Below are 19,214 nucleotides of genomic sequence, written 5' to 3'. Positions count from 1 at the left end.
GCGTGTACGACTTTGTGGTGGTGGCCAACCGGCTGCCCGTCGACCGCGTGGGGGATCGCTGGCAGGCCTCCCCGGGCGGGCTGGTTGCCGCGCTCGCGCCGGTGCTGCGCGCCCGCGGCGGCTGCTGGGTGGGGTGGCCTGGCGAGACCAACACCTCGCTTGCCCCTTTTAGTGCGGGCGGGATCGAGCTTGTGCCCGTACCCCTCGATGAGGCGGATTACACCGACTTCTACGAGGGGTTTTCCAACTCCACGTTGTGGCCGCTCTACCACGATCTGATTGTTGCGCCGCAGTACCACCAGGCGTGGTGGGAGCGTTACGTGGCGGTGAATGAGCGTTTTGCGTCGAGCGTCGAAAAGCAAGCGGCGCACGGTGCCACGGTGTGGGTGCAGGACTACCAGCTGCAGCTGGTTCCGGGACTTCTGCGCGAGCGCCGCCCGGATCTCAAGATCGGGTTCTTCCTGCACATCCCCTTCCCTTCGCCGGATCTGTTCCGGCAGCTGCCGTGGCGCGAGGAGATCCTCGGCTCGCTTCAGGCCTGCGATCTGATCGGCTTCCAGCGCGGCACCGACGAGCAGAACTTCCGCGGGCTGCTGCTTGCCGACGCCCGCGTGCGCACCGGCACCTTCCCCATCTCCATCGACCCGCAGGCCGTGGCCCCAGGCGACCCGGCGCGGGTGCGCGAGCTGGTGGGCAACCCGGAGCTGCTCATGCTGGGCGTCGACCGGATGGACTACACGAAGGGCATCCTGCAGCGCCTCCTCGCCTTCGAGCGGATCCTCGAGGCGGGCCACCAAGCCACGCTGATTCAGCTGGCCACGCCCTCGCGCGAGCGCATCGAGCACTACCGCGAGACCCGCCGCGAGGTGGAGGCGGCGGTCGGGCGCATCAACGGGCGTTTCGGCCGCGTTGGCCGGCCGGTGATCCACTACGTCCACCACGGGGTGGGCAAGGAGGAGCTGGGCAGTTACTACGCTGCGGCCGACATTATGCTGGTCACGCCGTTTAAGGACGGGATGAATCTGGTGGCCAAGGAGTACGTGGCGTGCCACCCGGACGGCAGCGGCGCGCTTGTGCTTTCCGAGTTCGCAGGCGCCGCCGTGGAGCTTGACCAGGCCTACCTGTGCAATCCTTTCGACGTGGACTCGATCGTCCGCGCGATTGAGGCCGCGGCCGACCCCGACCCGCAGCGGATGCGCGCCATGTACGAGTGGGTGACCACGCACGATGTTGACGCCTGGGCGGCGTCGTTTTTGGAGGCACTATGAAACCCGTCCACGCCCTCGCGCTCGCCCTCGCGTTGCCGCTCGCCGCGTGCAGCGACGCTCCGACCTGGCAGGTGGTCGCCGTCCACACGGATCCCGCCGAGCCCGGGGCCCTGCTTGCCGACGCCGCGGGGCTGGCCAACTTCCACATCTCCGACACCGAACTCGACGGCAACACCGCGTGCGCTGACCTGCAGGCGTCGATTCGCACCGAGGACGACACCTTCACCATCGAAGAGGTCGAGGTGGGCGACGCAGGCAACTGCGAGGGCGGGGCCCGACACGTCCACGAGCAGCTGACCGGCATCCTCGTCCCCGGTGCGCAATTCCGCACGGAGCAGCTCACCGACACCGAGCTGCTGTGGACTTCCACCTCTGACGAAGTTGATCCGCCGAGTGTGCGGCTGATGTCGCTGTGAGCCCGCTTGACGACGCCATCGCCCACCTCGCCCGCGCCGAGTCGCTGCTGGTCTGCCTAGATTTCGACGGCACGCTCGCCGAGCTCAACACCGACCCTTATGCCGTGCGCGCCCACCCGGAGGCGCTCGACGCGATCGCCTGCCTCCTTACCCTCCCGGACACGGAGGTCGCCGTGCTTACCGGCCGCCACCTCGAGGGACTCGCCGAGGTCCTTCCCGAGACGCCTTCGCTGCAGGGGTTGGTGCGCGTCGGCTCCCACGGCGCTGAGCCCGGCCCCACGCTCTTACCCGAGGACGCCGCTTACCTCGAGCGCATCGGCAACGAGCTGGAGCGGATCGCCACCCCGCCCGCCTACGTGGAGGAAAAGCCGTATCAGCGCGTGCTGCACGTCGCCCCGCTCGCGGCTTCCGACCCGGAGCGCGCCCGCGAAATGCTGCGCGCCGCCCGCGCCTTAGACACCGGTTCGCGGTCGGTCACGCCAGGCCACAATGTGGTGGAGTTCTCCGCCGTCGACGTGACCAAAGGTTCCTGGCTCGCGCAGCGCAAACGCGCCTTTGCCGCCACGCTTTTCGCCGGCGACGACACCACGGACGAAACCGCCATGGCCGTGCTCACCCAGGGCCCGGACGTGGGCGTGAAGGTGGGCGCGCAGGACAGCGCGGCGCGCTACCGGGTTGCAAACGTGGCCGAGATGGCGCAGCTGCTTAGCCAGCTGGCGCAAGCGCGACGCTCGTACCTGGCAGAAACCTCGTAGGCAACAGCGCGCGCTCGCGTCGCTGCGGGCGGCCCTCGATTAGCGAGCGCACCAGCATTGCCGCGACCTCCCCCTTGCGCCTATTGGGCTGCTCCACCGTGGTCAGCCCCGGCACGCCGATGCCGTCGAAGCCGGTCACCGACAGCTCTTCCGGGATGGCGCGGCGGCCGCGGCAGTACTCGATCACGCCGAGCGCCATGGAGTCCGTCGTACACAGCACCGCGGTCAGCTCTGGGTGAGACTCGATGAGCTCGCGTGCGCCGTCGGTGGCGGCGGCGAGGTCGTTCTGGTCGCGTGTGACCACGGGGACGTCGCTGATCCCGGCGGCGCCGAAGACATCGAGTGCGCCGCGGATGCGGGCGCGCTGGAGGTGCAGGTCGGCGGCGTCGAGAGCCGCGGGCTCCACAAAACCGTTGGTGGGGGTGCTGAACAGGCGCTTCGCCAGGATCCCGATGCGTCGGTGCCCGTTTGCGACGAGCGCTTCGGCCGCCGGCGCGATCGCGGCGGCGTCGTCGATGCCCACAAATGGTACGTCCGGGACATTCGTCGGCTGGTCGCAGATGACGAGGGGGAGGTGGCGCGTCTTGGCGTCGAGAAGCATTTGCGCGTTCTCGGGCACCGAATAGACGATGACGCCGTCCACAATCGCATCATGCACGCTCGCGCCCGTCGGGATGAGTGTGAGCGCGTACTCGCTGGAGTCCGCCACGCCGGCGAGGAAGTCGACCGAGGCGCGGTCCTCGAAGGCGAAGCTCAGGTGCTCGGTGAGCACCACCCCAAGCGTGTCGGTGTGCTGAGTGCGCAGCGAGCGCGCGTGCGGGTTGGGGCCCGCATACCCGCGCGACTCGGCGTACGAGAGGATCCGGCGGCGCAGCGCGGGCGAGAGCTGGTCCGGGTGGTTGTACGCGTTGGAGACCGTGGTGCGAGAGATGCCGAGGTCGGCGGCGATGGAGGCGAGCGTCGCGGGCATGCAGCCATGCTACCCCGCCTCCCATTTTGAAAACCGTTTCCATTAGTGGTTGGATGGGCTGCATGATGAAACGGATCGCAGCAGTCGCCTTCGCCCTTACCCTCACCGCCTGCGGCGCGCAGGACGCCGAGCAGGACACCGCTCAGGACGCTGAGCAGGTCGGCGACGGCACCATGGTCGCCACCACCCAGGTGTGGGCCGATGTCGCGTCTGCCGTCACTGGCGACGAGGTCGAAGCGATCATCAGCAACCCCTCGACCGACCCCCACGAGTACGAGCCCACCGCCGCCGACCTGGCCAAGATCGCCCAGGCCGCAACCGTGGTGGCCAACGGCGGTGCCTACGACGCAGCCCTCTACACGGCCGCGAAGGGCACGCTCATCACCGCGCTGCCGCCGGCCGAGGCGCACGGCCATGAGTATGATCACGATCACGGCGAACACGACCATGACCACGCGCACGATCACGCACACGGCGAAGAAAACGAGCACATCTGGTACTCCACTGAGGCCATCCGCGACGTCGCCGCGCAGATCGGCGGTAACTCGCTCGACGACAAGCTCGCCGGCATCGACGAGTCCCTGGCCAAGCTGCCTGCGGCCAACGTGATCCAGACCCACCCGATCGCTGATGCGATCGTGGAGGAGTCCGCGCTGGTAGACGCCACCCCGGAGTCCTACCGCCACGCAACGCTGAACCACTCCGAGCCGTCCGCGGCCGCCGTCGCCGAGGCGCTCGAGGCGATCAAGGATGCTGATATCCTGATCAATAATTCCCAGTCCCCCAATGCCGTCTCCGAGCGTCTTGTCGCCGCGGCGGAGGAGGCCGGCGTGCCGGTCGTGGACATCACCGAGACCCCGCAGGACGGCAAGAATTTCTTCGACTACTTCCAGGAAATCGTTGACCAGCTCAATGCTGCAGCTGCGTAACGCAACCATTGCGCCCCTGTGGCGCGACATCACGTGCGAGCTCGCCCCCGGCGAGTTCCTCGCCATTCTCGGCCCCAACGGCTCCGGCAAATCGACGCTGCTGCGGGGCGCGCTCGGCATGCAGCGCCTCGAGGCGGGCACGATCGAACTCGGCGGCCGCGTGGGCTACATCCCGCAGCAGCAAATGTTCCCCGCCCACCTCCCGGCGCGCGTGCGCGACCTCGTCTCGCTCGCCGGGGGTGAGCCTGAACACCTGCTCGCCTACGTCGGGGCCCCTTCGCTTATCGACGCCCACGTCGGCCGCCTCTCCGGCGGCCAACAACAACTCGTACGCCAGGCCCAAGCCTTCGCGCAAAACCCCGAAATCATCCTGGCCGATGAGCCTTTCCTCTCCCTGGATGTCGCACGCCAGCGCCAGACCATCGCCCGTTTCCAGGAATCGGGGGCGGCGGTGGCCATGGTCACCCACTCCATCGACCCCGTCATCGACATCGTGGACAAAGTCCTCTACATCGGGCCGAACGGCCACGTCATCGGCACCGCCGACGAGGTCTTCCAATCCGACGTGCTTTCCGAGCTCTACGGCGCACCCGTCCAGGTCGTGCGCGCCGGCGGGAAGACGGTGATCATCTGATGTGGGACACCACCGTCTACCTGCTCTCCCAAGACTTCGTCATCACATCCCTGGTGGCCTGCGCCTTCCTCGGCGTCCTCTCCGGGGTACTCGCTCCGTTGATCGTGATGCGGCAGATGTCCTTTGCCGTCCACGCCACCTCCGAGCTCGCGCTCATGGGTGCCGCAGCCGCCCTGGTCATCGGCTTCAACGTCTCGCTTGGCGCGGTGGCAGGCTCAATCGCCGCCGCCATCGCGCTCGCGCTTTTGGGGTTCAAGGGCGGCAATGACTCCGCCGTCGGCGTGGTCATGAGCTTCGGCATGGGCATCTCCGTGCTGTGCATCTACCTGTACCCAGGCAACTCCAGCATCGCGATGTCGCTGCTGACGGGGCAGGTGGTCGGCGTGGCGCAGGCAAGCGTGTGGGCCCTGGCAATCACCACCGTGGTCGTGGTGGCCGCAGTGGTTGCGCTGTGGCGGCCGCTGCTGTTTTCCTCGATCGACCCGGTGATGGCCGCCGCGACCGGTGTGCGCGTGCGCACCATGGCGACCGTCTTCGCGGTCCTTGTCGGCCTCGCCGCGGCGAACAGTGTCCAGATCGTCGGCGTGCTGCTGGTCATGGCGCTGCTAATCACGCCCGGCGCGAGCGCCGTCGCCGTGACCGCCAACCCGAAACTCGCGGTCCTGCTGTCGGTGATCTTCGCCGAGGTCGCGGCCGTCGGCGGCTTCATCCTCTCGCTCGCGCCCGGGCTGCCGGTCAGCGTGCTCGTCGCGTTCGTCTCTTTCGGGATTTACGTGGTCTGCCGCGGGATCGGGGCGTGGCAGGCGCGCCGGATTACGGCGCGCTAACGCCTACTTCGCCGCGCGGCGCTGGCGCGCGAACTCGCTGAGCACCACTCCGGCGGCAACCGAAGCGTTGAGCGACTCCACCCAGTCCTCGGTGGGGATGGACATGATCACGTCGCAGTTCTCGCGCACGAGGCGGGAAATGCCCTTGCCCTCCGAACCGACGACGATGACTACCGGGTCGCACGCCCCGTCGAAGGTATCGAGCGTGTGCTCGCCGCCAGCATCCAGGCCGACGACCATGTATCCGTTGTCCTTGAACTGTTTGATCGTGCGGGTGAGGTTGGTAGCCTTCGCCACCGGCAGGCGCGCCGCGGTACCGGCAGAGGTGCGCCAGGCCACGCCCGTGACCTGGGCGGAGCGGCGCTCGGGGATGATCACGCCGTCGCCGCCGAACGCGGCCGCTGAGCGGATCACCGCACCCAGGTTGCGCGGATCCGTGATGTTGTCCAGCACCACGAACATGCCGTTGCCGTCGACCTTGCTCATCAGGTCGAAGACGTCGGCGTACTTGTAGGGCTGGATCTTCAGGCCGATGCCCTGGTGCATGCCGTTGCCGGTCATCTCGTCCAGTGTGCGCTTCTGCACCTCGGAGACCGGGATGCCGCGCGACTGAGCAATGGCAACCGCCTCGCTTAAGCGGTCGTCGTGTCCGGTGCCCTGCGCCACGTACAGCGCCTCGGCGGGCACCTTCGCGTGCAGGCACTCGATGACCGGGTTGCGGCCGACCACCATATCCGCCAGCTCGCGCTCGTGGCGGCCCTGGTTACGACGGTCGCGCGCCTGCTTCCGCTTGTGCGCCGCGTGGTAGACGCGATCCTCCGCCTTCGGGGTTGCGCCCTTGCCGCGCAGCCCGCGGCGGCGCTGCCCACCGGAGCCCTTCGTGGCCCCCTTCTTGTGCGTCTTCTGCTTATCTGGACGCTGGTACGGCTTTGCCATCTCGTCTCCTACTCCTTGATCTGCCAGGTCGGGCCGTCGGCGGTGTCGGTGACCTCGATGCCCGCCGCTTTGAGACGGTCGCGTACCTCGTCGGCAACCGCCCAGTCCTTGTTCGCGCGGGCCTCAGTGCGGCGAGCGAGCTCCGCCTGCACCAACGTGTCCAGCGCGTGGTGCGCCTGATCGGCCGCGCCGCCAGTTGCGTCATTGTCCCACGCGCCCGGGTCTACACCCAACACGGCAGCCATCGCGCGCACCTGCGCAGCCAGCTCGGTGGCCTTCTCGGTGTCGCCTGCGACGAGTGCGCTGTTGCCGGCGCGGACCGTGTTGTGGATTTCGGCGAGGGCTTTGGGGACCGCGAAATCGTCGTCAAGCGCCTGCTCGAAGGCCTCCGACCAGGTGGATGGCTCCGGCGTGCCTGCGCGGTGCACGAAGTCCTCGATGCGGCGATACCCCGCGGCCGCCTCCTGGAGCGCCTCCGGCGAGTACTCCAACACGCTGCGGTAGTGCGCGCTGCCCAGGTAGTAACGCAGCTCGACCGGGCGGACGGCCTCAAGCATGTTGTCGATGGAGAGCACGTTGCCCAGCGACTTCGACATCTTCTCGCCCGCCATGGTCACCCAGTGGTTGTGCATCCAGTACTGCGCAAAACCGTCGCCCGCGCCGTGGGACTGGGCCTGCTCGTTCTCGTGGTGCGGGAACTGCAGGTCAAGGCCGCCGCCGTGGATGTCGAACTCGGGACCTAAGTACCAGGTGGACATCGCCGAGCACTCCAGGTGCCAGCCCGGGCGGCCTTCGCCCCACGGAGTCGGCCAGCTCGGCTCGCCCGGCTTCGCCGCCTTCCACAGCGCGAAATCAAGCGGGCCGCGCTTGCCCGCGCCCGCGTCCCCGCGCGCCATGTCCTCCGGGCGGTTGCCGGACAGCGAGCCGTAATCGGACCCCTCGGCGGCGACCCACGCGTCCACGTCGAAGTAGACGGAGCCGTCGGCGGCGTACGCGAAGCCGCGGTCCATCAGGCGCTGCATGTAGTCGACCATCTGGGTGACGTGCCCCGTGGCGCGCGGCTCCACCGACGGCGGCAGCACACCAAGTGTGTCGTAGGCGCGGGTGAACTCGCGCTCGTAGGTAGACACCCACTCCCACCAGGGGCGATTGTTCTCGGCGGCCTTGTTTAAAATCTTGTCATCAATATCGGTGACGTTGCGCACAAACGCCACGTCCTGCCCCTTGGCCAAAAACCAGCGACGCACAATGTCGAAAGCCACGCCGGAGCGCAAGTGCCCGATGTGCGGCGCGGACTGCGGCGTCGCACCACACAGGTAAATGGACACGTGCCCCTCGCGCAGGGGTTCGAAGTCTTTCAGCGTGCGGGTTTTGGTATCAAAGATGCGTTGAGTCACGCCCGCTAGCTTAGTTCAACCAGCGCCGTCGCAATCGCAGCCCTCCCCTGGCCCGCACCCGTAAATCCCATGTGGTCCGTGGTGGTGGCCGACACCGACACCGGCGCGCCCAGCGCCTCGCTCAAGGCCTGCTCGGCCTTATCGCGCACCGGGCCCATCTTCGGGCTCTGCCCGATCAGCTGGGCGGAAACGTTCACCACGCGCACGCGCTCGCGCTGCAGCAGCTCGCGCAACTCCTTCAGCAGCTGGGTGCCCATCACCCCGTCGTACTCCGGGCGACCCACACCGACGAACGAGCCCAAATCCCCCAAACCAGCTGCGGACAGCACCGCGTCCACCACCGCGTGCGCGACTACGTCCCCGTCCGAGTGCCCCTCGCACCCGTCGACGCCCTCGTGCAAAATGCCCGCGATCCAGCAAGGCTTACCCTCCTGGATCTGGTGGGCATCAAAGGCAGTTCCAACGCGCAGCTTGGCAAAGTCTTGAGTCATGCCCGCCACACTACCCGCGCGAGTTGCCCCTAGTTGCCCGGTACCTCGAAGATCGTCGGCTCGGCCTCGTCGGTGATGCTGGTGGCCAGGCGTAGGTCGATCGGGGTCGTGATCTTAAACGCCATCGGGTCGCCCTGTACGGTCGCGACCTCTGTGCCGAACCATTCCATCAGCGAGGCGTCATCGGTGGCGACGAAGTCCTGCTCACCCGCGAAGTACGCCTCGTTCGCCGCGCGCAGCTTACGCAGGTCAAAGCCCTGCGGCGTCTGCACGGCGCGCAGGCGCGAGCGGTCCGGGGTGGCCACCACTGCACCAGAGGCGGAGATTTCCTTGATCGTGTCGGCGACCGGCAGCACCGGCACCACGGCATCGGCCCCGTCGAGGACTGCGCGGGCCACGCGCGCGATCATCCCGGGCGGGGTTAATGCGCGGGCGGCGTCGTGGACGAGCACGCAGGCGTCGGCAAGCGGGATTGCGCGGAGCGCCGCATAGATGGAATCGGCGCGCTCGGCACCGCCGTGGACGAAGGTGACGTCGTGGCCCTGCAGAGCGCGGCGGGCTACCGGCTCCATCGCGGGGCTGACTACCACATGAATCGCGTCGACGATCTCGGCGGTCTCCATCGCGGTCACCGAACGCTCGAGCAGGCTGCGGCCGCGCAGCGGCACGTACGCCTTCGGCACATCCGCGCCCAGGCGGGTGCCCTGACCTGCGGCCGCGACAACGGCGACGACCCTACGAGACACGGCTACTTCTCGTCGTCGAAGGAGAGGTCCTCCATGTCCAGGTCATCCTCGTCATCGTCCGCAGGCTCCGGCGCGATCGAGATCCCGGCCTTGACCTGCTCATCGATGATCTTGCGGATGGCCTCTTCCATCTCCTCGACCTTCTTCTCATCCACCGGCTCGGCCAGCGCCAGCTCGCCGACGAGGATGTGGCGGGCCTTGCCCAGCATGCGCTTCTCGCCCGCCGACAGACCCTTGCCCTGGTCACGACGCCACAGGTCGCGCACGACCTCGGCCACCTTATTAATGTCGCCGGACGCGAGACGCTCCTGGTTCGCCTTGTAGCGGCGGGACCAGTTGCCCGCCTCCTCGACGTCCTCTTCGCGCAGCACGGAGAAGACCTTCTGCAGGCCCTCCTCGTTGACCACGTCGCGCACGCCGACGAGCTCAGTGTTCTTCACCGGCACGCGGACCTCCAGGTCGGATTGGAGGATTTGCAGCACCAGGTAGTCGAGGGTCTCCCCGCCGATCTCGCGCTGCTCGATATCCGCGATCTTCGCCGCACCGTGGTGCGGGTAAACCACGACTTCGCCGACCTTGAATTCCATTGAAGCTCCTTCAGTCATCGTTGCCCAACCCTACCACCGTAGCGTTTTCGCACGTGCTTACTCGCGCCACGCCCACCACACCCTCCCGGCAGGCCCAAAAACCGCAACCAAAGTTTACCCCCGATTGGCCTGGGCGGCCCTGGGAAGGGCAAGGAAACTGGGAAAACCACACCAGCTCCGGCTAAGGTAAAGCGGAGAAAACTACGCGCTCTACATAAACGATGGAGGACACCCACGTGAAGTCCCTGAAGCCGCTCGCCGCTGTCGCAGTCGCCTCCGCACTGGCACTTACCGGCTGCTCCGCCGGCCAGATCACCCAGACCTCGAACCAGGTTGCTGCGGTCGACGGCGCCACCGCCTTCACCGAGGACAGGGAGCTCTCGGTGCAGGACGCCACCGTCATCCTCGCCGAGGACGGCCAGGCCGCGGTCAAGTTCACCGTGACCAACCAGGACCGCAGCATGAAGGACCACACGCTCGAGTCCGTCACCGTCGACGGCACCCCGGTCACGCTCGGCAGCACCCGCCCGATCACGTACAACGGTTCGCTGGTCGCGGATTCCGCCGAGGGCCTGAAGAACATGCCGAAGTCCAAGGACGGCTCCATCCAGTACGTGGTCACCTCGCTGGAGAACCAGGACTTCGCGTACGGCGGCGTCGTGCCGGTGAAGTTCGAGTTCGACAGCACCTCGCTCGAGGTTGAGGTCGCTGTGTCCGCGCCGACGCTGCAGTCGGGCGAGCAGGAGCGCGAAGCAGATCGCTAAGAAGCCGCGCAGTATCCACACCTGTTCCGAGTGTGGGTACTCCTCGCCGAAGTGGCTCGGGCGCTGCCCCGAATGCGGGTCGTGGGGGACCCTGCAGGAAAGCGCGCCAGCCCCTTCCGCACCGCTGACGCCTGCGTCAAGCGCGAAGCCCATCACGCTTGTCGACGCGGCGTCGACCCACACCATCGCCTCCGGCATCACCGAACTTGATCGGGTGCTGGGCAACGGCGTGGTCCCTGGCTCCGTCGTGCTGATGGCGGGCGAGCCGGGCGTGGGCAAATCCACCCTCCTCCTCGAAGTTGCCTCCCGCTGGGCCGAGCAAGGCCGCAAGGCGCTGTACTGCACCGCCGAGGAGTCCGCGGGCCAGGTTCGCGGCCGGGCCGAGCGCACCGGCGCGCTGAAAGACAGTCTCTACCTCGCTGCAGAATCCAACTTGGACGTCGTCTTCGGGCACGTCCAGGAGCTCAAGCCCTCGCTCTTGATCGTCGACTCGGTGCAGACCATGCAAGCCAGCGGCGTCGAGGGAGTCGCCGGCGGGGTCGCGCAGTCCCGCGCCGTGACCGCCGCACTGACCACCCTGGCCAAGACGACGAACATGCCGGTGCTGCTCGTGGGGCACGTGACCAAGGACGGCAACGTCGCCGGCCCGCGCGTGCTCGAGCACCTCGTGGACGTGGTGCTCAACTTCGAGGGCGACCGCCACTCCTCGCTGCGCATGCTGCGCGGGATCAAGAACCGCTTTGGCGCGACCGACGAAGTCGGCTGCTTCGAGCAGACCTCCGAGGGCATCCGCGAAGTACCGGACCCCTCCGGGCTCTTCCTCTCCCACCGCGGCAACACGCCGGACGGCTCCGCGGTGACCGTGGCGATGGACGGGGTGCGCCCCATCCTGGCCGAGGTGCAGTCGCTCACGGTCGATCCGGTGAACAAGAGCCCGCGGCGCGTCGTCACCGGCCTGGATTTCAACCGCGTGCCGATGGTGCTTGCCGTGCTGCAGGCCCGCTGCGGGCAGCGCACCAACGACAAGGACGCCTACGTGGCCACCGTCGGCGGTGTCCGGATCACCGAGACGGCGACCGACCTGGCGGTCGCACTCGCTACCTGGTCCAGCCTGCACGAGACCCCGCTGCCGCCGAAGACCGTGGTCATCGGCGAAGTCGGCCTGGCCGGCGAGCTGCGCCGCGTGCCCAACCTGCAGCGCCGCCTCCAGGAGGCCGCCCGCTTAGGCTACGAGCGCGCCATCGTCCCCGCGGGCGCGGAAGCTTCCGTGGACGGCATGGAAATCACCGAGGCCGCAACGCTTGCCCAAGCGATTGCGGCCATCTCCCCCGCTAGGTGATGTTAAACGGCACCGGGTCCGAGGCGTTATCGCCAATCACCGCGTGCAGGAAGTAGGAGCCCGCCGGCACCGGCGCGCGGTTCTCGCACGCATCGGGCGCGGAGTTGGTGGCGGACCAGCGCGCCTCAAACCCGCGGGTCTCACCCGGCGCGAAGGTTTCGCTGCCGGTGAGCATCGGCGCGTTGCAGTCCGTGTCCGACCAGATGCGGTCGTTGGTGCCCATGGAGTACACCTCGAAGCGCAGCGGCGAGGCCTCCAGGTCGATCTCGCAGTCCACCTCGGTGGGGTTTTCCACCTCCATGTAGAGCACCGGCTCGGTGCCCGCCGGGTAGGAGGGCTGGTTCGTCATCGCGGTGATCCGCAGGTCTTTCAGCGAGCACTCGCCGGGGTTTTCCGGCGCGGCCGCCGTGGCGGTGTCCTCCTCCTTCGCCTCTTCGCTTGGTGCTGCGCTGGAAGAAGGCGAAGCGGGCGCGTCGCTCGGCTCCGGCACGGTCGGCTCGGTCACCGGCGCGTCCTCGGTCACCGGCGCGTCCTCGGTGGCGGTGGCGACTGTCTCCGAGCTCTCCGGGTTTTCGTCCTTGCCCGAGCCGCCGACCGCCTTGGCGAAGGCGACCATGCCCCAGATGATTAGCGCCACCACAAGCAGAAGCAGGACGAGCGCGAGGACGCGTCGTCGCATGTAGATCTCCGGTGCGTGCTTCCGCCGCGGGGGCCGTGCTGGGGGGCGCTGGTGTGTCATGCCTTCACCTTAGTTGCCAAAGTTCTCATACACGGTCTCGACGCGGCCGTCTTCGAGCCGGTAACGCGCACCAACCATGGCGACGGTGCCCTCGTCGATGCCCTTGCGGAGTGCGGGGATACGGGCGATGAGGTGCTCGGCGGTGACCTTGGCGTGGGTGCGCTCGATCTCCGCGCTATCGACCGGGCCGTCTGCTTGGGCGCTGATTACCGACGGCGCGATCTTCTCCACAAACACGCGAGTCAGATTCGTCGGCAGGGCCGCGCTGTTCACGCCCTGGATCGCCGCGCCGATCGCGCCGCAGCGCTCGTGCGACAGGAAGAGAACGAGAGAGACACCCAGGTCCTCGACGGCGAACTCCACCGAGCCACTGACGGAGGAATCGATGCAGCCGCCGGCGTTGCGGATGACGAAGACGTCGCCGAACCCGGCGTCGAGAAGCAGCTCGACGGGTACCCGCGAGTCGGAGCAGGCGATGACGGCGGCGAAGGGGTTCTGACCGGAGGTCAGGGCGCTGCGGCGGGCGGAGTCGCGGTGCGGGGCGAGAGTCTGGTCGGTGGCGAAGCGCTCGTTGCCCGCCTTCAGCGCGGCCCACACTTCGGCGGGGGTGGACGGGTCGAGTTCTGTTTGTTCAGTCATATGTTTATTCTGTCACTCATCGTGGAAGTTTCGAAGCAATATGAGCATTTGGTCTCGTGGTATCGCCGCAACGCGCGCGACCTGCCGTGGCGCAAGCCGGGCACGAGCGCTTGGGGAGTGCTGCTTTCCGAGGTCATGAGCCACCAAACCCAGGTCGAGCGCGTCGCCCCGATCTGGGAGGAGTGGATCGCGCGCTGGCCCACCCCGCACGCATTCGCCCAGGCGGGCACCGACGAGGTGCTGCGCGCCTGGGGCACACTCGGCTACCCGCGGCGGGCGTTGCGGTTGTTGGAGTGTGCGCGGGTGATCGTCGAGAAGCATGGCGGCGAGGTGCCCGCGGATGTCGACGCGCTACTCGCGCTGCCCGGCATCGGCGACTACACCGCGCGCGCCGTGGCGAACTTCGCCTTCCGCCAGGACGTGCCGGTGGTGGACACGAACGTGCGGCGCGTCCACGCGCGTGCGGTGCGCGGCGTCGCCCAGGTGCGGCCGAGTAAACGCGAGCTGACCGAAATCCCCCACGGGCCGGAACTCTCCGTCGCGCTCATGGAGCTCGGGGCGCTCGTGTGCACCTCGCGCGCGCCGAAATGCAGCGAATGCCCCGTGGTCGACTGCGCGTGGCTCGCCGCCGGCCAACCGCCCGCCGACTTCGCCCCGCGCACGCAGAAGTTCGCCGGCACCGACCGCCAGGTCCGCGGCAAGATCATGCGCGTGCTGCGCGAGGCCACCGGGCCCGTGGAGCAGTCGCTTATCGACGCCACCTGGCCCCACCCAGCCCAAACCCACCGCGCCCTGTTTTCCCTGCTCGAAGACGGCCTCGCCGTGCAAGACGCAGACGGCAGGTTCCGGCTGCCCAGCTAGGGCTATACTCATCGCATGTTCACGACCGCCCTAGCTATCACGCTGCTCGCCGGCTTATCCACCGGCCTCGGCGGCGTGCTTGTGGCGCTCAAGGGCGATATCGGGGACCGCTTCCTCGCCGGCTCGCTCGGTTTCTCTGCCGGGGTGATGATCTACATCTCGCTCGTCGAGCTTCTGCCCGAGGCAATGGAGGCGCTGGACAACGACTGGTCCGCCATCGCCGCCTTCTTTTTCGGCGTCGCACTGATCGCGGTGATCGACCGGCTGGTCCCCGACGACATCAACCCGCACGAGCCGAGCACCTCGACCGCCGCGCAGGCAACCACGCTGCGCCGCGCGGGACTGATGACCGGCATCGCGATCGCGCTGCACAACTTCCCCGAGGGTTTTGCCACCTTCATGGCCGCCTACACCGACCCGAAGCTCGCTATCCCGATCGCCGTCGCCATCGCGCTGCACAACATCCCGGAGGGCGTGGCCGTGGCGGTGCCGCTGGCGCGCCGCCGGCTGGGCCACCCTGTCCGGGCTCGCGGAACCGGCGGGCGCGCTTCTCGGCTTCGCGCTGATCTCGCCGTTCCTCGGCCCGCAGACCATGGGCTTTTCCTACGCCGCCGTCGCCGGCATCATGGTGTTCATCAGCGTCGACAAGCTCATGCCAAACGCGATCCAGACTGGCCATCACCACGTCTCCGTTTACTGGATGATGGGCGGCATGGGGCTTATGGCCGCGAGCTTGCTCATGTTGGCTTAGCATCCAAGGTGTGAAACAGACCTTTTTGCGCGCAACTGCCCTCGCCGCCGTCCTCGCGCTCGCGCCACCGGCGGTCGCGAGCGAGGCCCCCGGCACACTGATTTCCACAAGCACAGTCCCGGCGAGCGAAGGCCAGCGCATCCGCTACACCAGCACCACTGAGTCCGGCGAGACCGTCGAAGTTTCCGGCGCACTCTACGACACGCCGCACGCGCGCGGGCTCATCGCGCTCGCGCCCGGCACCCGCGGCATGGCGGATCATTGTGCGCCGTCGGCAGGCACGGCGATGCTCTCCTCGATCGAGGGCGACTCCATCGGCATCAACTACGAAGCACCCCTAGTCGGCCAGCTCACGCGCGCCGGCTACCGCGTCGTCGTCACCGACTACATCGGGCTAGGCACCCCCGGCACCCACACCTACCTCAATCGCATCGAGCAGGGCCACGCGCTTATCGACGCCGCCCGCGCCACCGCCAAAGACAACGAAGCCATCGCGTTTTGGGGCTACTCCCAAGGCGGGGGCGCGGCCGCTGCAGCCGCCGAACTTGTCGCCGACTACGCGCCCGAACTCGACGTGCGCGCCACCTTCGCCGGCGCCCCACCCGCCGACCCGCTCGCCGTGATGCAGCAGGGCACCGCAGGCATGCTCGACACCGTCGTCGGATACGCAACGGTAAGCTACGCCTCCACCTACCCTGAGTTCCGCGACGCGCTCGACGAGTACCTCACCGAGGAAGGCCACCGCTGGCTCGCCGCCCTCGAGCACCACTGCATCACCGACGCCCCCATCCCCCACGGCGACATCCTCACCGGAGGTCGCACGCTTGCCGAGCTTGCCCTGGAAGACGAACGCTTCACCCGCACCCTCAACCACAACAAACTCGGCCAAGTCGGCGTCTCCATGCCCATCATGGTCATGACCAACCCCGACGACGACCTCGTGCCCGCGCCCCAAGCCATCCAGCTGGCCAAGGACTACGAGGCACACGGCTCCGATGTGACCCACGAACTCGTCCAGCTACGCGGCACGGCATCCAATCCGCTGTCCTCCCTGACCGCCCCCGTTTTCGAGGAAGCCGGCAAGCTTGCCCGCGCCAGCTCCTACCCCATCAGCAACATCCCGGCCGCCGGGCACGCAGCACCCCTGCTGTTCAACTACGGCGACGCGCTGCAGTGGCTGGCCAAGTACATGCCCGAAAAGCAGATTAACCCCGGGCAAGTCGCGGCCACGACCGTCGTGGCGATCCTGGCTGTGATCGCCGCGCTCGTGCCCGTGCTTGCACCGGGGTTCTGGCCCGCAGTGGGGCAGATGTTTACTTAGACCGGTTCGGGGCCGTTGCCCTTGTCATTCGGCTCCGGGTTCTCGGGCGTCTCGTCCGGGAACTGCGAAGCCTCAGACTCCGGCTGCTCCTTCGCCGGGTCGATCTCGCGGACCTCCTCTTCTTCGGCAGCGTCCTCGGCGCTATCGAAGGTCTCGGCCGGCAGCGGGCGCGGACGCGGCGTGAAGGTGAACTTCGCGTTCTTCTCGTCGCCCTCCACATCGCCGTCGACGTCGACGGTGATGATCTCGCCGGCACCAATCTCGCCGAAGAGGATCTTCTCCGAGAGCACGTCCTCCACCTCGCGCTGGATGGTGCGGCGCAGCGGGCGCGCACCGAGCACGGGGTCGAAACCGCGCTTCGCCAGGAGGTTCTTCGCGGCGTCGGTAAGCTCGATGCCCATGTCCTGCGCGGCGAGGTTGAGGTCCACGCGGCTGATGAGCAGGTCGACCATCTGCACGATCTCCTCCTGCGTGAGCTGGCGGAAGACCACGATCTCGTCGATGCGGTTGAGGAACTCGGGGCGGAAGTGCTTCTTCAGCTCGTCGTGGACCTTGCCCTTCATGCGGTCGTACTGTGCCTCGGCGTCGGTCGAGGTGTTGCCCGTAAAGCCCAGGCCGACCGGCTTCGAGATATCGCCGGTACCCAGGTTCGAGGTGAAGATGAGCACCGTGTTCTTGAAGTCCACGACGCGGCCCTGGCCGTCGGTGACGTGGCCCTCCTCGAGCACCTGGAGCAGCGTGTTGTAGATCTCCTTGTGGGCCTTCTCGATCTCGTCGAAAAGCACGACCGAGAACGGCTTACGACGCACCTTCTCCGTCAGCTGGCCGCCCTCCTCGTAACCGACGTAGCCCGGAGGCGCGCCGAAGAGGCGGGAGGCAGTGAAGCGGTCGTGGAACTCGCCCATGTCCACCTGGATCAGCGAATCGTCGTCGCCGAAGAGGAACTCCGCGAGCGCCTTCGACAGCTCCGTCTTACCCACACCGGACGGACCGGCGAAGATGAACGAGCCAGACGGGCGCTTCGGGTCCTTCAGGCCCGCGCGGGTACGACGGATCGAACGCGAGACAGCCTTGACAGCCTCGTCCTGGCCGATGATGCGCTTGTGCAGCTCGCTCTCCATGTTGAGCAGGCGCGAGGACTCGGACTCGGTGAGCTTGAACACGGGGATGCCAGTCCAGTGCGCGAGCACGTCCGCGATCTGGTCCTCGCCCACCTCGGCGATGTCCTCCAGGTCGTCGGAGCGCCACTTCTTTTCCTTCTCCGCGCGCTCCTCGCCCAGCTTGCGCTCGGTGTCGCGCAGGCCAGCGGCCTTCTCAAAGTCCTGGGCGTCAATCGCCGCTTCCTTCTCCTTGCGGACCTCCGCGATGCGATCGTCCACCTCGCGCAGCTCCTCCGGGGCGGTCATGCGCTTGATGCGCATGCGTGCGCCGGCCTCGTCGAGCAGGTCGACGGCCTTGTCCGGCAGAAAGCGGTCGTTGATGTAACGGTCCGAGAGGTTCGCGGCGGCCTTGAGGGCGTCGTCCGTGTAGGAGACGCGGTGGTGCGCCTCGTAGCGGTCGCGCAGGCCCTTGAGGATCTGGATGGTGTCCTCGATGCTTGGCTCGTCGACCTGCACCGGCTGGAAGCGGCGCTCGAGCGCGGCGTCCTTCTCGATGTGCTTGCGGTACTCGTCCAGCGTGGTCGCGCCGATGGTCTGCAGCTCGCCGCGGGCCAGCTTCGGCTTCAGCAGCGACGCCGCGTCGATCGCGCCCTCGGCAGCGCCCGCGCCGACGAGCGTGTGAATCTCGTCGATGAACAGGATGATGTCGCCGCGCTGGTTGATCTCCTTGAGCACCTTCTTCAGGCGCTCCTCGAAGTCACCGCGGTAGCGCGAACCCGCAACCAGCGAGCCCAGATCCAGCGAGTAGACCTGCTTGTCCTTCAGCGTCTCCGGCACCTTGCCGTTGGCGATGTCCAGCGCCAGGCCCTCGACCACGGCGGTCTTACCCACGCCGGGCTCACCGATGAGCACCGGGTTGTTCTTCGTGCGACGCGAGAGCACCTGCATGATGCGCTCGATTTCCTTGTCGCGCCCGACCACCGGGTCGAGCTTGCCTTCCTTCGCCGCGGCCGTCAGGTTGCGGCCGAACTGATCCAGGACCAGCGAGTTGGAGCGCTCACCCTGCTGGCCGCCGCTGCGCGGGCCCGGGCCGGGGCCCGCCTGCGGGGTCTCGGGGTTCTGATTGTCGCCGCCCTCGTAGCCGGAGAGCAGCTGGATGACGGTTTGACGCACCGTCGGCAAGTCGGCCCCGAGCTTGGTCAGCACCTGCGCGGCGACACCCTCGCCCTCGCGGATCAGGCCGAGCAGCAGGAACTCGGTGCCAATGTACTTGTGCCCCATCTGCAGGCCTTCGCGCAGCGACAGCTCAAGCACCTTCTTGGCGCGCGGGGTAAACGGGATGTGCCCGGTCACCGGCTGCGAGCCGTGGCCAATAATGTCGATGACCTCGCGGCGCACATCGTCCAGGTTGATCCCCATGGACTCGAGCGCCTTGGCGGCCACGCCCTCGCCTTCCTTAATCAGGCCGAGCAGGATGTGCTCAGTACCCATGTAATTGTGGTTAAGCTCGCGCGCTTCTTCCTGCGCAAGCACGATAACGCGCCGTGCTCTGTCCGTGAACCTCTCAAACATGGTTGCCCCTTCTACTCGTGAGTTTTCATCTACTCTAACGCGCGTTTGGCCCCGGTAGTCCCGTGTTCGCCACAGGCGAACACGGGGCCCTTTGCTTGACGACGCCAAAACGCCCAACCCTAATTAGACGTTGAATCTGTGCCGTTGGTTCCGTTTCGGGCCGATAATGGGT

General features: G+C 67.5%; 19 protein-coding genes and 1 pseudogene. 11 read left to right on the top strand and 9 right to left on the bottom strand.

Annotation, left to right across the window (positions count from 1 at the left end):
- Positions 1 to 2: 2 nt before the first annotated feature.
- Genes HMPREF2990_RS09165 through HMPREF2990_RS09155 form a run of 3 tightly spaced genes read left to right on the top strand, consistent with a single transcriptional unit; the run spans position 3 to position 2,439 of the window.
- Positions 3 to 1,268, top strand: coding sequence for an alpha,alpha-trehalose-phosphate synthase (UDP-forming) (locus tag HMPREF2990_RS09165; RefSeq protein WP_070764280.1), 1,266 nt, complete (start codon positions 3 to 5; stop codon positions 1,266 to 1,268).
- On the top strand, positions 1,265 to 1,684 hold the full coding sequence (locus tag HMPREF2990_RS09160; protein WP_083317110.1) for a hypothetical protein: 420 nt from the start codon (positions 1,265 to 1,267) through the stop codon (positions 1,682 to 1,684). The genes HMPREF2990_RS09165 and HMPREF2990_RS09160 overlap by 4 nt, the downstream gene beginning before the upstream one ends.
- Positions 1,681 to 2,439 (top strand): trehalose-phosphatase, encoded by a 759-nt coding sequence (locus HMPREF2990_RS09155; protein ID WP_083317109.1) that lies wholly within the window; start codon positions 1,681 to 1,683, stop codon positions 2,437 to 2,439. Before HMPREF2990_RS09160 ends, HMPREF2990_RS09155 begins: the two co-directional genes overlap by 4 nt.
- On the opposite strand, the gene HMPREF2990_RS09150 is transcribed toward HMPREF2990_RS09155, so the two are convergent.
- Positions 2,390 to 3,409 (bottom strand): LacI family DNA-binding transcriptional regulator, encoded by a 1,020-nt coding sequence (locus HMPREF2990_RS09150; RefSeq protein WP_070764278.1) that lies wholly within the window; start codon positions 3,407 to 3,409, stop codon positions 2,390 to 2,392. The genes HMPREF2990_RS09155 and HMPREF2990_RS09150 overlap by 50 nt on opposite strands.
- 62 nt (positions 3,410 to 3,471) lie before the next feature.
- Here HMPREF2990_RS09150 and HMPREF2990_RS09145 point away from each other — a divergent pair, with 62 nt between their 5' ends.
- The 3 genes from HMPREF2990_RS09145 to HMPREF2990_RS09135 are packed head-to-tail and all read left to right on the top strand — an operon-like array spanning position 3,472 to position 5,799.
- Complete coding sequence (locus HMPREF2990_RS09145) at positions 3,472 to 4,338, top strand: metal ABC transporter solute-binding protein, Zn/Mn family (protein ID WP_168167137.1); 867 nt, start codon at positions 3,472 to 3,474, stop codon at positions 4,336 to 4,338.
- A complete protein-coding gene (locus HMPREF2990_RS09140) occupies positions 4,322 to 4,972 on the top strand; it encodes a metal ABC transporter ATP-binding protein (protein WP_070764273.1) in 651 nt (216 codons plus the stop codon). The genes HMPREF2990_RS09145 and HMPREF2990_RS09140 overlap by 17 nt, the downstream gene beginning before the upstream one ends.
- Complete coding sequence (locus HMPREF2990_RS09135; RefSeq protein ID WP_070764271.1) at positions 4,972 to 5,799, top strand: metal ABC transporter permease; 828 nt, start codon at positions 4,972 to 4,974, stop codon at positions 5,797 to 5,799. Before HMPREF2990_RS09140 ends, HMPREF2990_RS09135 begins: the two co-directional genes overlap by 1 nt.
- Positions 5,800 to 5,802: 3 nt before the next feature.
- On the opposite strand, the gene rlmB is transcribed toward HMPREF2990_RS09135, so the two are convergent.
- Genes rlmB through HMPREF2990_RS09110 form a run of 5 tightly spaced genes read right to left on the bottom strand, consistent with a single transcriptional unit; the run spans position 5,803 to position 9,956 of the window.
- Positions 5,803 to 6,735 (bottom strand): 23S rRNA (guanosine(2251)-2'-O)-methyltransferase RlmB, encoded by a 933-nt coding sequence (rlmB, locus tag HMPREF2990_RS09130; protein WP_070764269.1) that lies wholly within the window; start codon positions 6,733 to 6,735, stop codon positions 5,803 to 5,805.
- A gap of 8 nt (positions 6,736 to 6,743) precedes the next feature.
- Positions 6,744 to 8,132 (bottom strand): cysteine--tRNA ligase, encoded by a 1,389-nt coding sequence (cysS, locus tag HMPREF2990_RS09125; protein WP_070764267.1) that lies wholly within the window; start codon positions 8,130 to 8,132, stop codon positions 6,744 to 6,746.
- A 5-nt stretch (positions 8,133 to 8,137) separates the two neighbouring features.
- The gene (gene ispF, locus HMPREF2990_RS09120; RefSeq protein WP_070764365.1) at positions 8,138 to 8,623 is read right to left on the bottom strand and encodes a 2-C-methyl-D-erythritol 2,4-cyclodiphosphate synthase; all 486 of its coding nucleotides are present in this window, start codon (positions 8,621 to 8,623) and stop codon (positions 8,138 to 8,140) included.
- A gap of 29 nt (positions 8,624 to 8,652) precedes the next feature.
- Positions 8,653 to 9,369, bottom strand: coding sequence for a 2-C-methyl-D-erythritol 4-phosphate cytidylyltransferase (gene ispD / locus HMPREF2990_RS09115; RefSeq protein ID WP_070764265.1), 717 nt, complete (start codon positions 9,367 to 9,369; stop codon positions 8,653 to 8,655).
- A 2-nt stretch (positions 9,370 to 9,371) separates the two neighbouring features.
- A complete protein-coding gene (locus HMPREF2990_RS09110; protein ID WP_070764263.1) occupies positions 9,372 to 9,956 on the bottom strand; it encodes a CarD family transcriptional regulator in 585 nt (194 codons plus the stop codon).
- A gap of 221 nt (positions 9,957 to 10,177) precedes the next feature.
- Here HMPREF2990_RS09110 and HMPREF2990_RS09105 point away from each other — a divergent pair, with 221 nt between their 5' ends.
- Both HMPREF2990_RS09105 and radA read left to right on the top strand, forming a co-directional pair.
- On the top strand, positions 10,178 to 10,720 hold the full coding sequence (locus tag HMPREF2990_RS09105) for a hypothetical protein (protein WP_070764261.1): 543 nt from the start codon (positions 10,178 to 10,180) through the stop codon (positions 10,718 to 10,720).
- On the top strand, positions 10,713 to 12,059 hold the full coding sequence (gene radA / locus HMPREF2990_RS09100; RefSeq protein WP_083317119.1) for a DNA repair protein RadA: 1,347 nt from the start codon (positions 10,713 to 10,715) through the stop codon (positions 12,057 to 12,059). The genes HMPREF2990_RS09105 and radA overlap by 8 nt, the downstream gene beginning before the upstream one ends.
- On the opposite strand, the gene HMPREF2990_RS09095 is transcribed toward radA, so the two are convergent.
- Together HMPREF2990_RS09095 and HMPREF2990_RS09090 are read right to left on the bottom strand one after the other, a co-directional pair.
- Positions 12,052 to 12,798, bottom strand: coding sequence for a hypothetical protein (locus HMPREF2990_RS09095; RefSeq protein ID WP_070764259.1), 747 nt, complete (start codon positions 12,796 to 12,798; stop codon positions 12,052 to 12,054). The two genes, radA and HMPREF2990_RS09095, sit on opposite strands and share 8 nt — an antisense overlap.
- Positions 12,799 to 12,807: 9 nt before the next feature.
- Positions 12,808 to 13,437, bottom strand: coding sequence for a carbonic anhydrase (locus tag HMPREF2990_RS09090; RefSeq protein WP_070764257.1), 630 nt, complete (start codon positions 13,435 to 13,437; stop codon positions 12,808 to 12,810).
- Here HMPREF2990_RS09090 and HMPREF2990_RS09085 point away from each other — a divergent pair, their 5' ends adjacent.
- The 3 genes and pseudogenes from HMPREF2990_RS09085 (at position 13,438) to HMPREF2990_RS09075 (ending at position 16,370) form a co-directional block, all read left to right on the top strand.
- Entirely contained in the window at positions 13,438 to 14,298 is an 861-nt protein-coding gene (locus tag HMPREF2990_RS09085) for an HhH-GPD family protein (RefSeq protein ID WP_070764255.1), read from the top strand. It abuts the gene before it with no gap.
- A 15-nt stretch (positions 14,299 to 14,313) separates the two neighbouring features.
- Positions 14,314 to 15,049 (top strand): annotated as a pseudogene (gene zupT, locus HMPREF2990_RS09080) (zinc transporter ZupT).
- A gap of 10 nt (positions 15,050 to 15,059) precedes the next feature.
- A complete protein-coding gene (locus HMPREF2990_RS09075) occupies positions 15,060 to 16,370 on the top strand; it encodes a lipase family protein (protein WP_070764253.1) in 1,311 nt (436 codons plus the stop codon).
- Here HMPREF2990_RS09075 and HMPREF2990_RS09070 read toward each other — a convergent pair.
- A complete protein-coding gene (locus HMPREF2990_RS09070) occupies positions 16,367 to 19,042 on the bottom strand; it encodes an ATP-dependent Clp protease ATP-binding subunit (RefSeq protein WP_070764251.1) in 2,676 nt (891 codons plus the stop codon). The genes HMPREF2990_RS09075 and HMPREF2990_RS09070 overlap by 4 nt on opposite strands.
- Positions 19,043 to 19,214: the final 172 nt, after the last annotated feature.

This window comes from Corynebacterium sp. HMSC071B10, from assembly GCF_001814825.1.
Lineage (GTDB): Bacteria > Actinomycetota > Actinomycetes > Mycobacteriales > Mycobacteriaceae > Corynebacterium.
The sequence above is the reverse complement of the archived record's forward strand: the minus strand, read 5'-3'. Positions and strand labels throughout refer to the sequence as shown.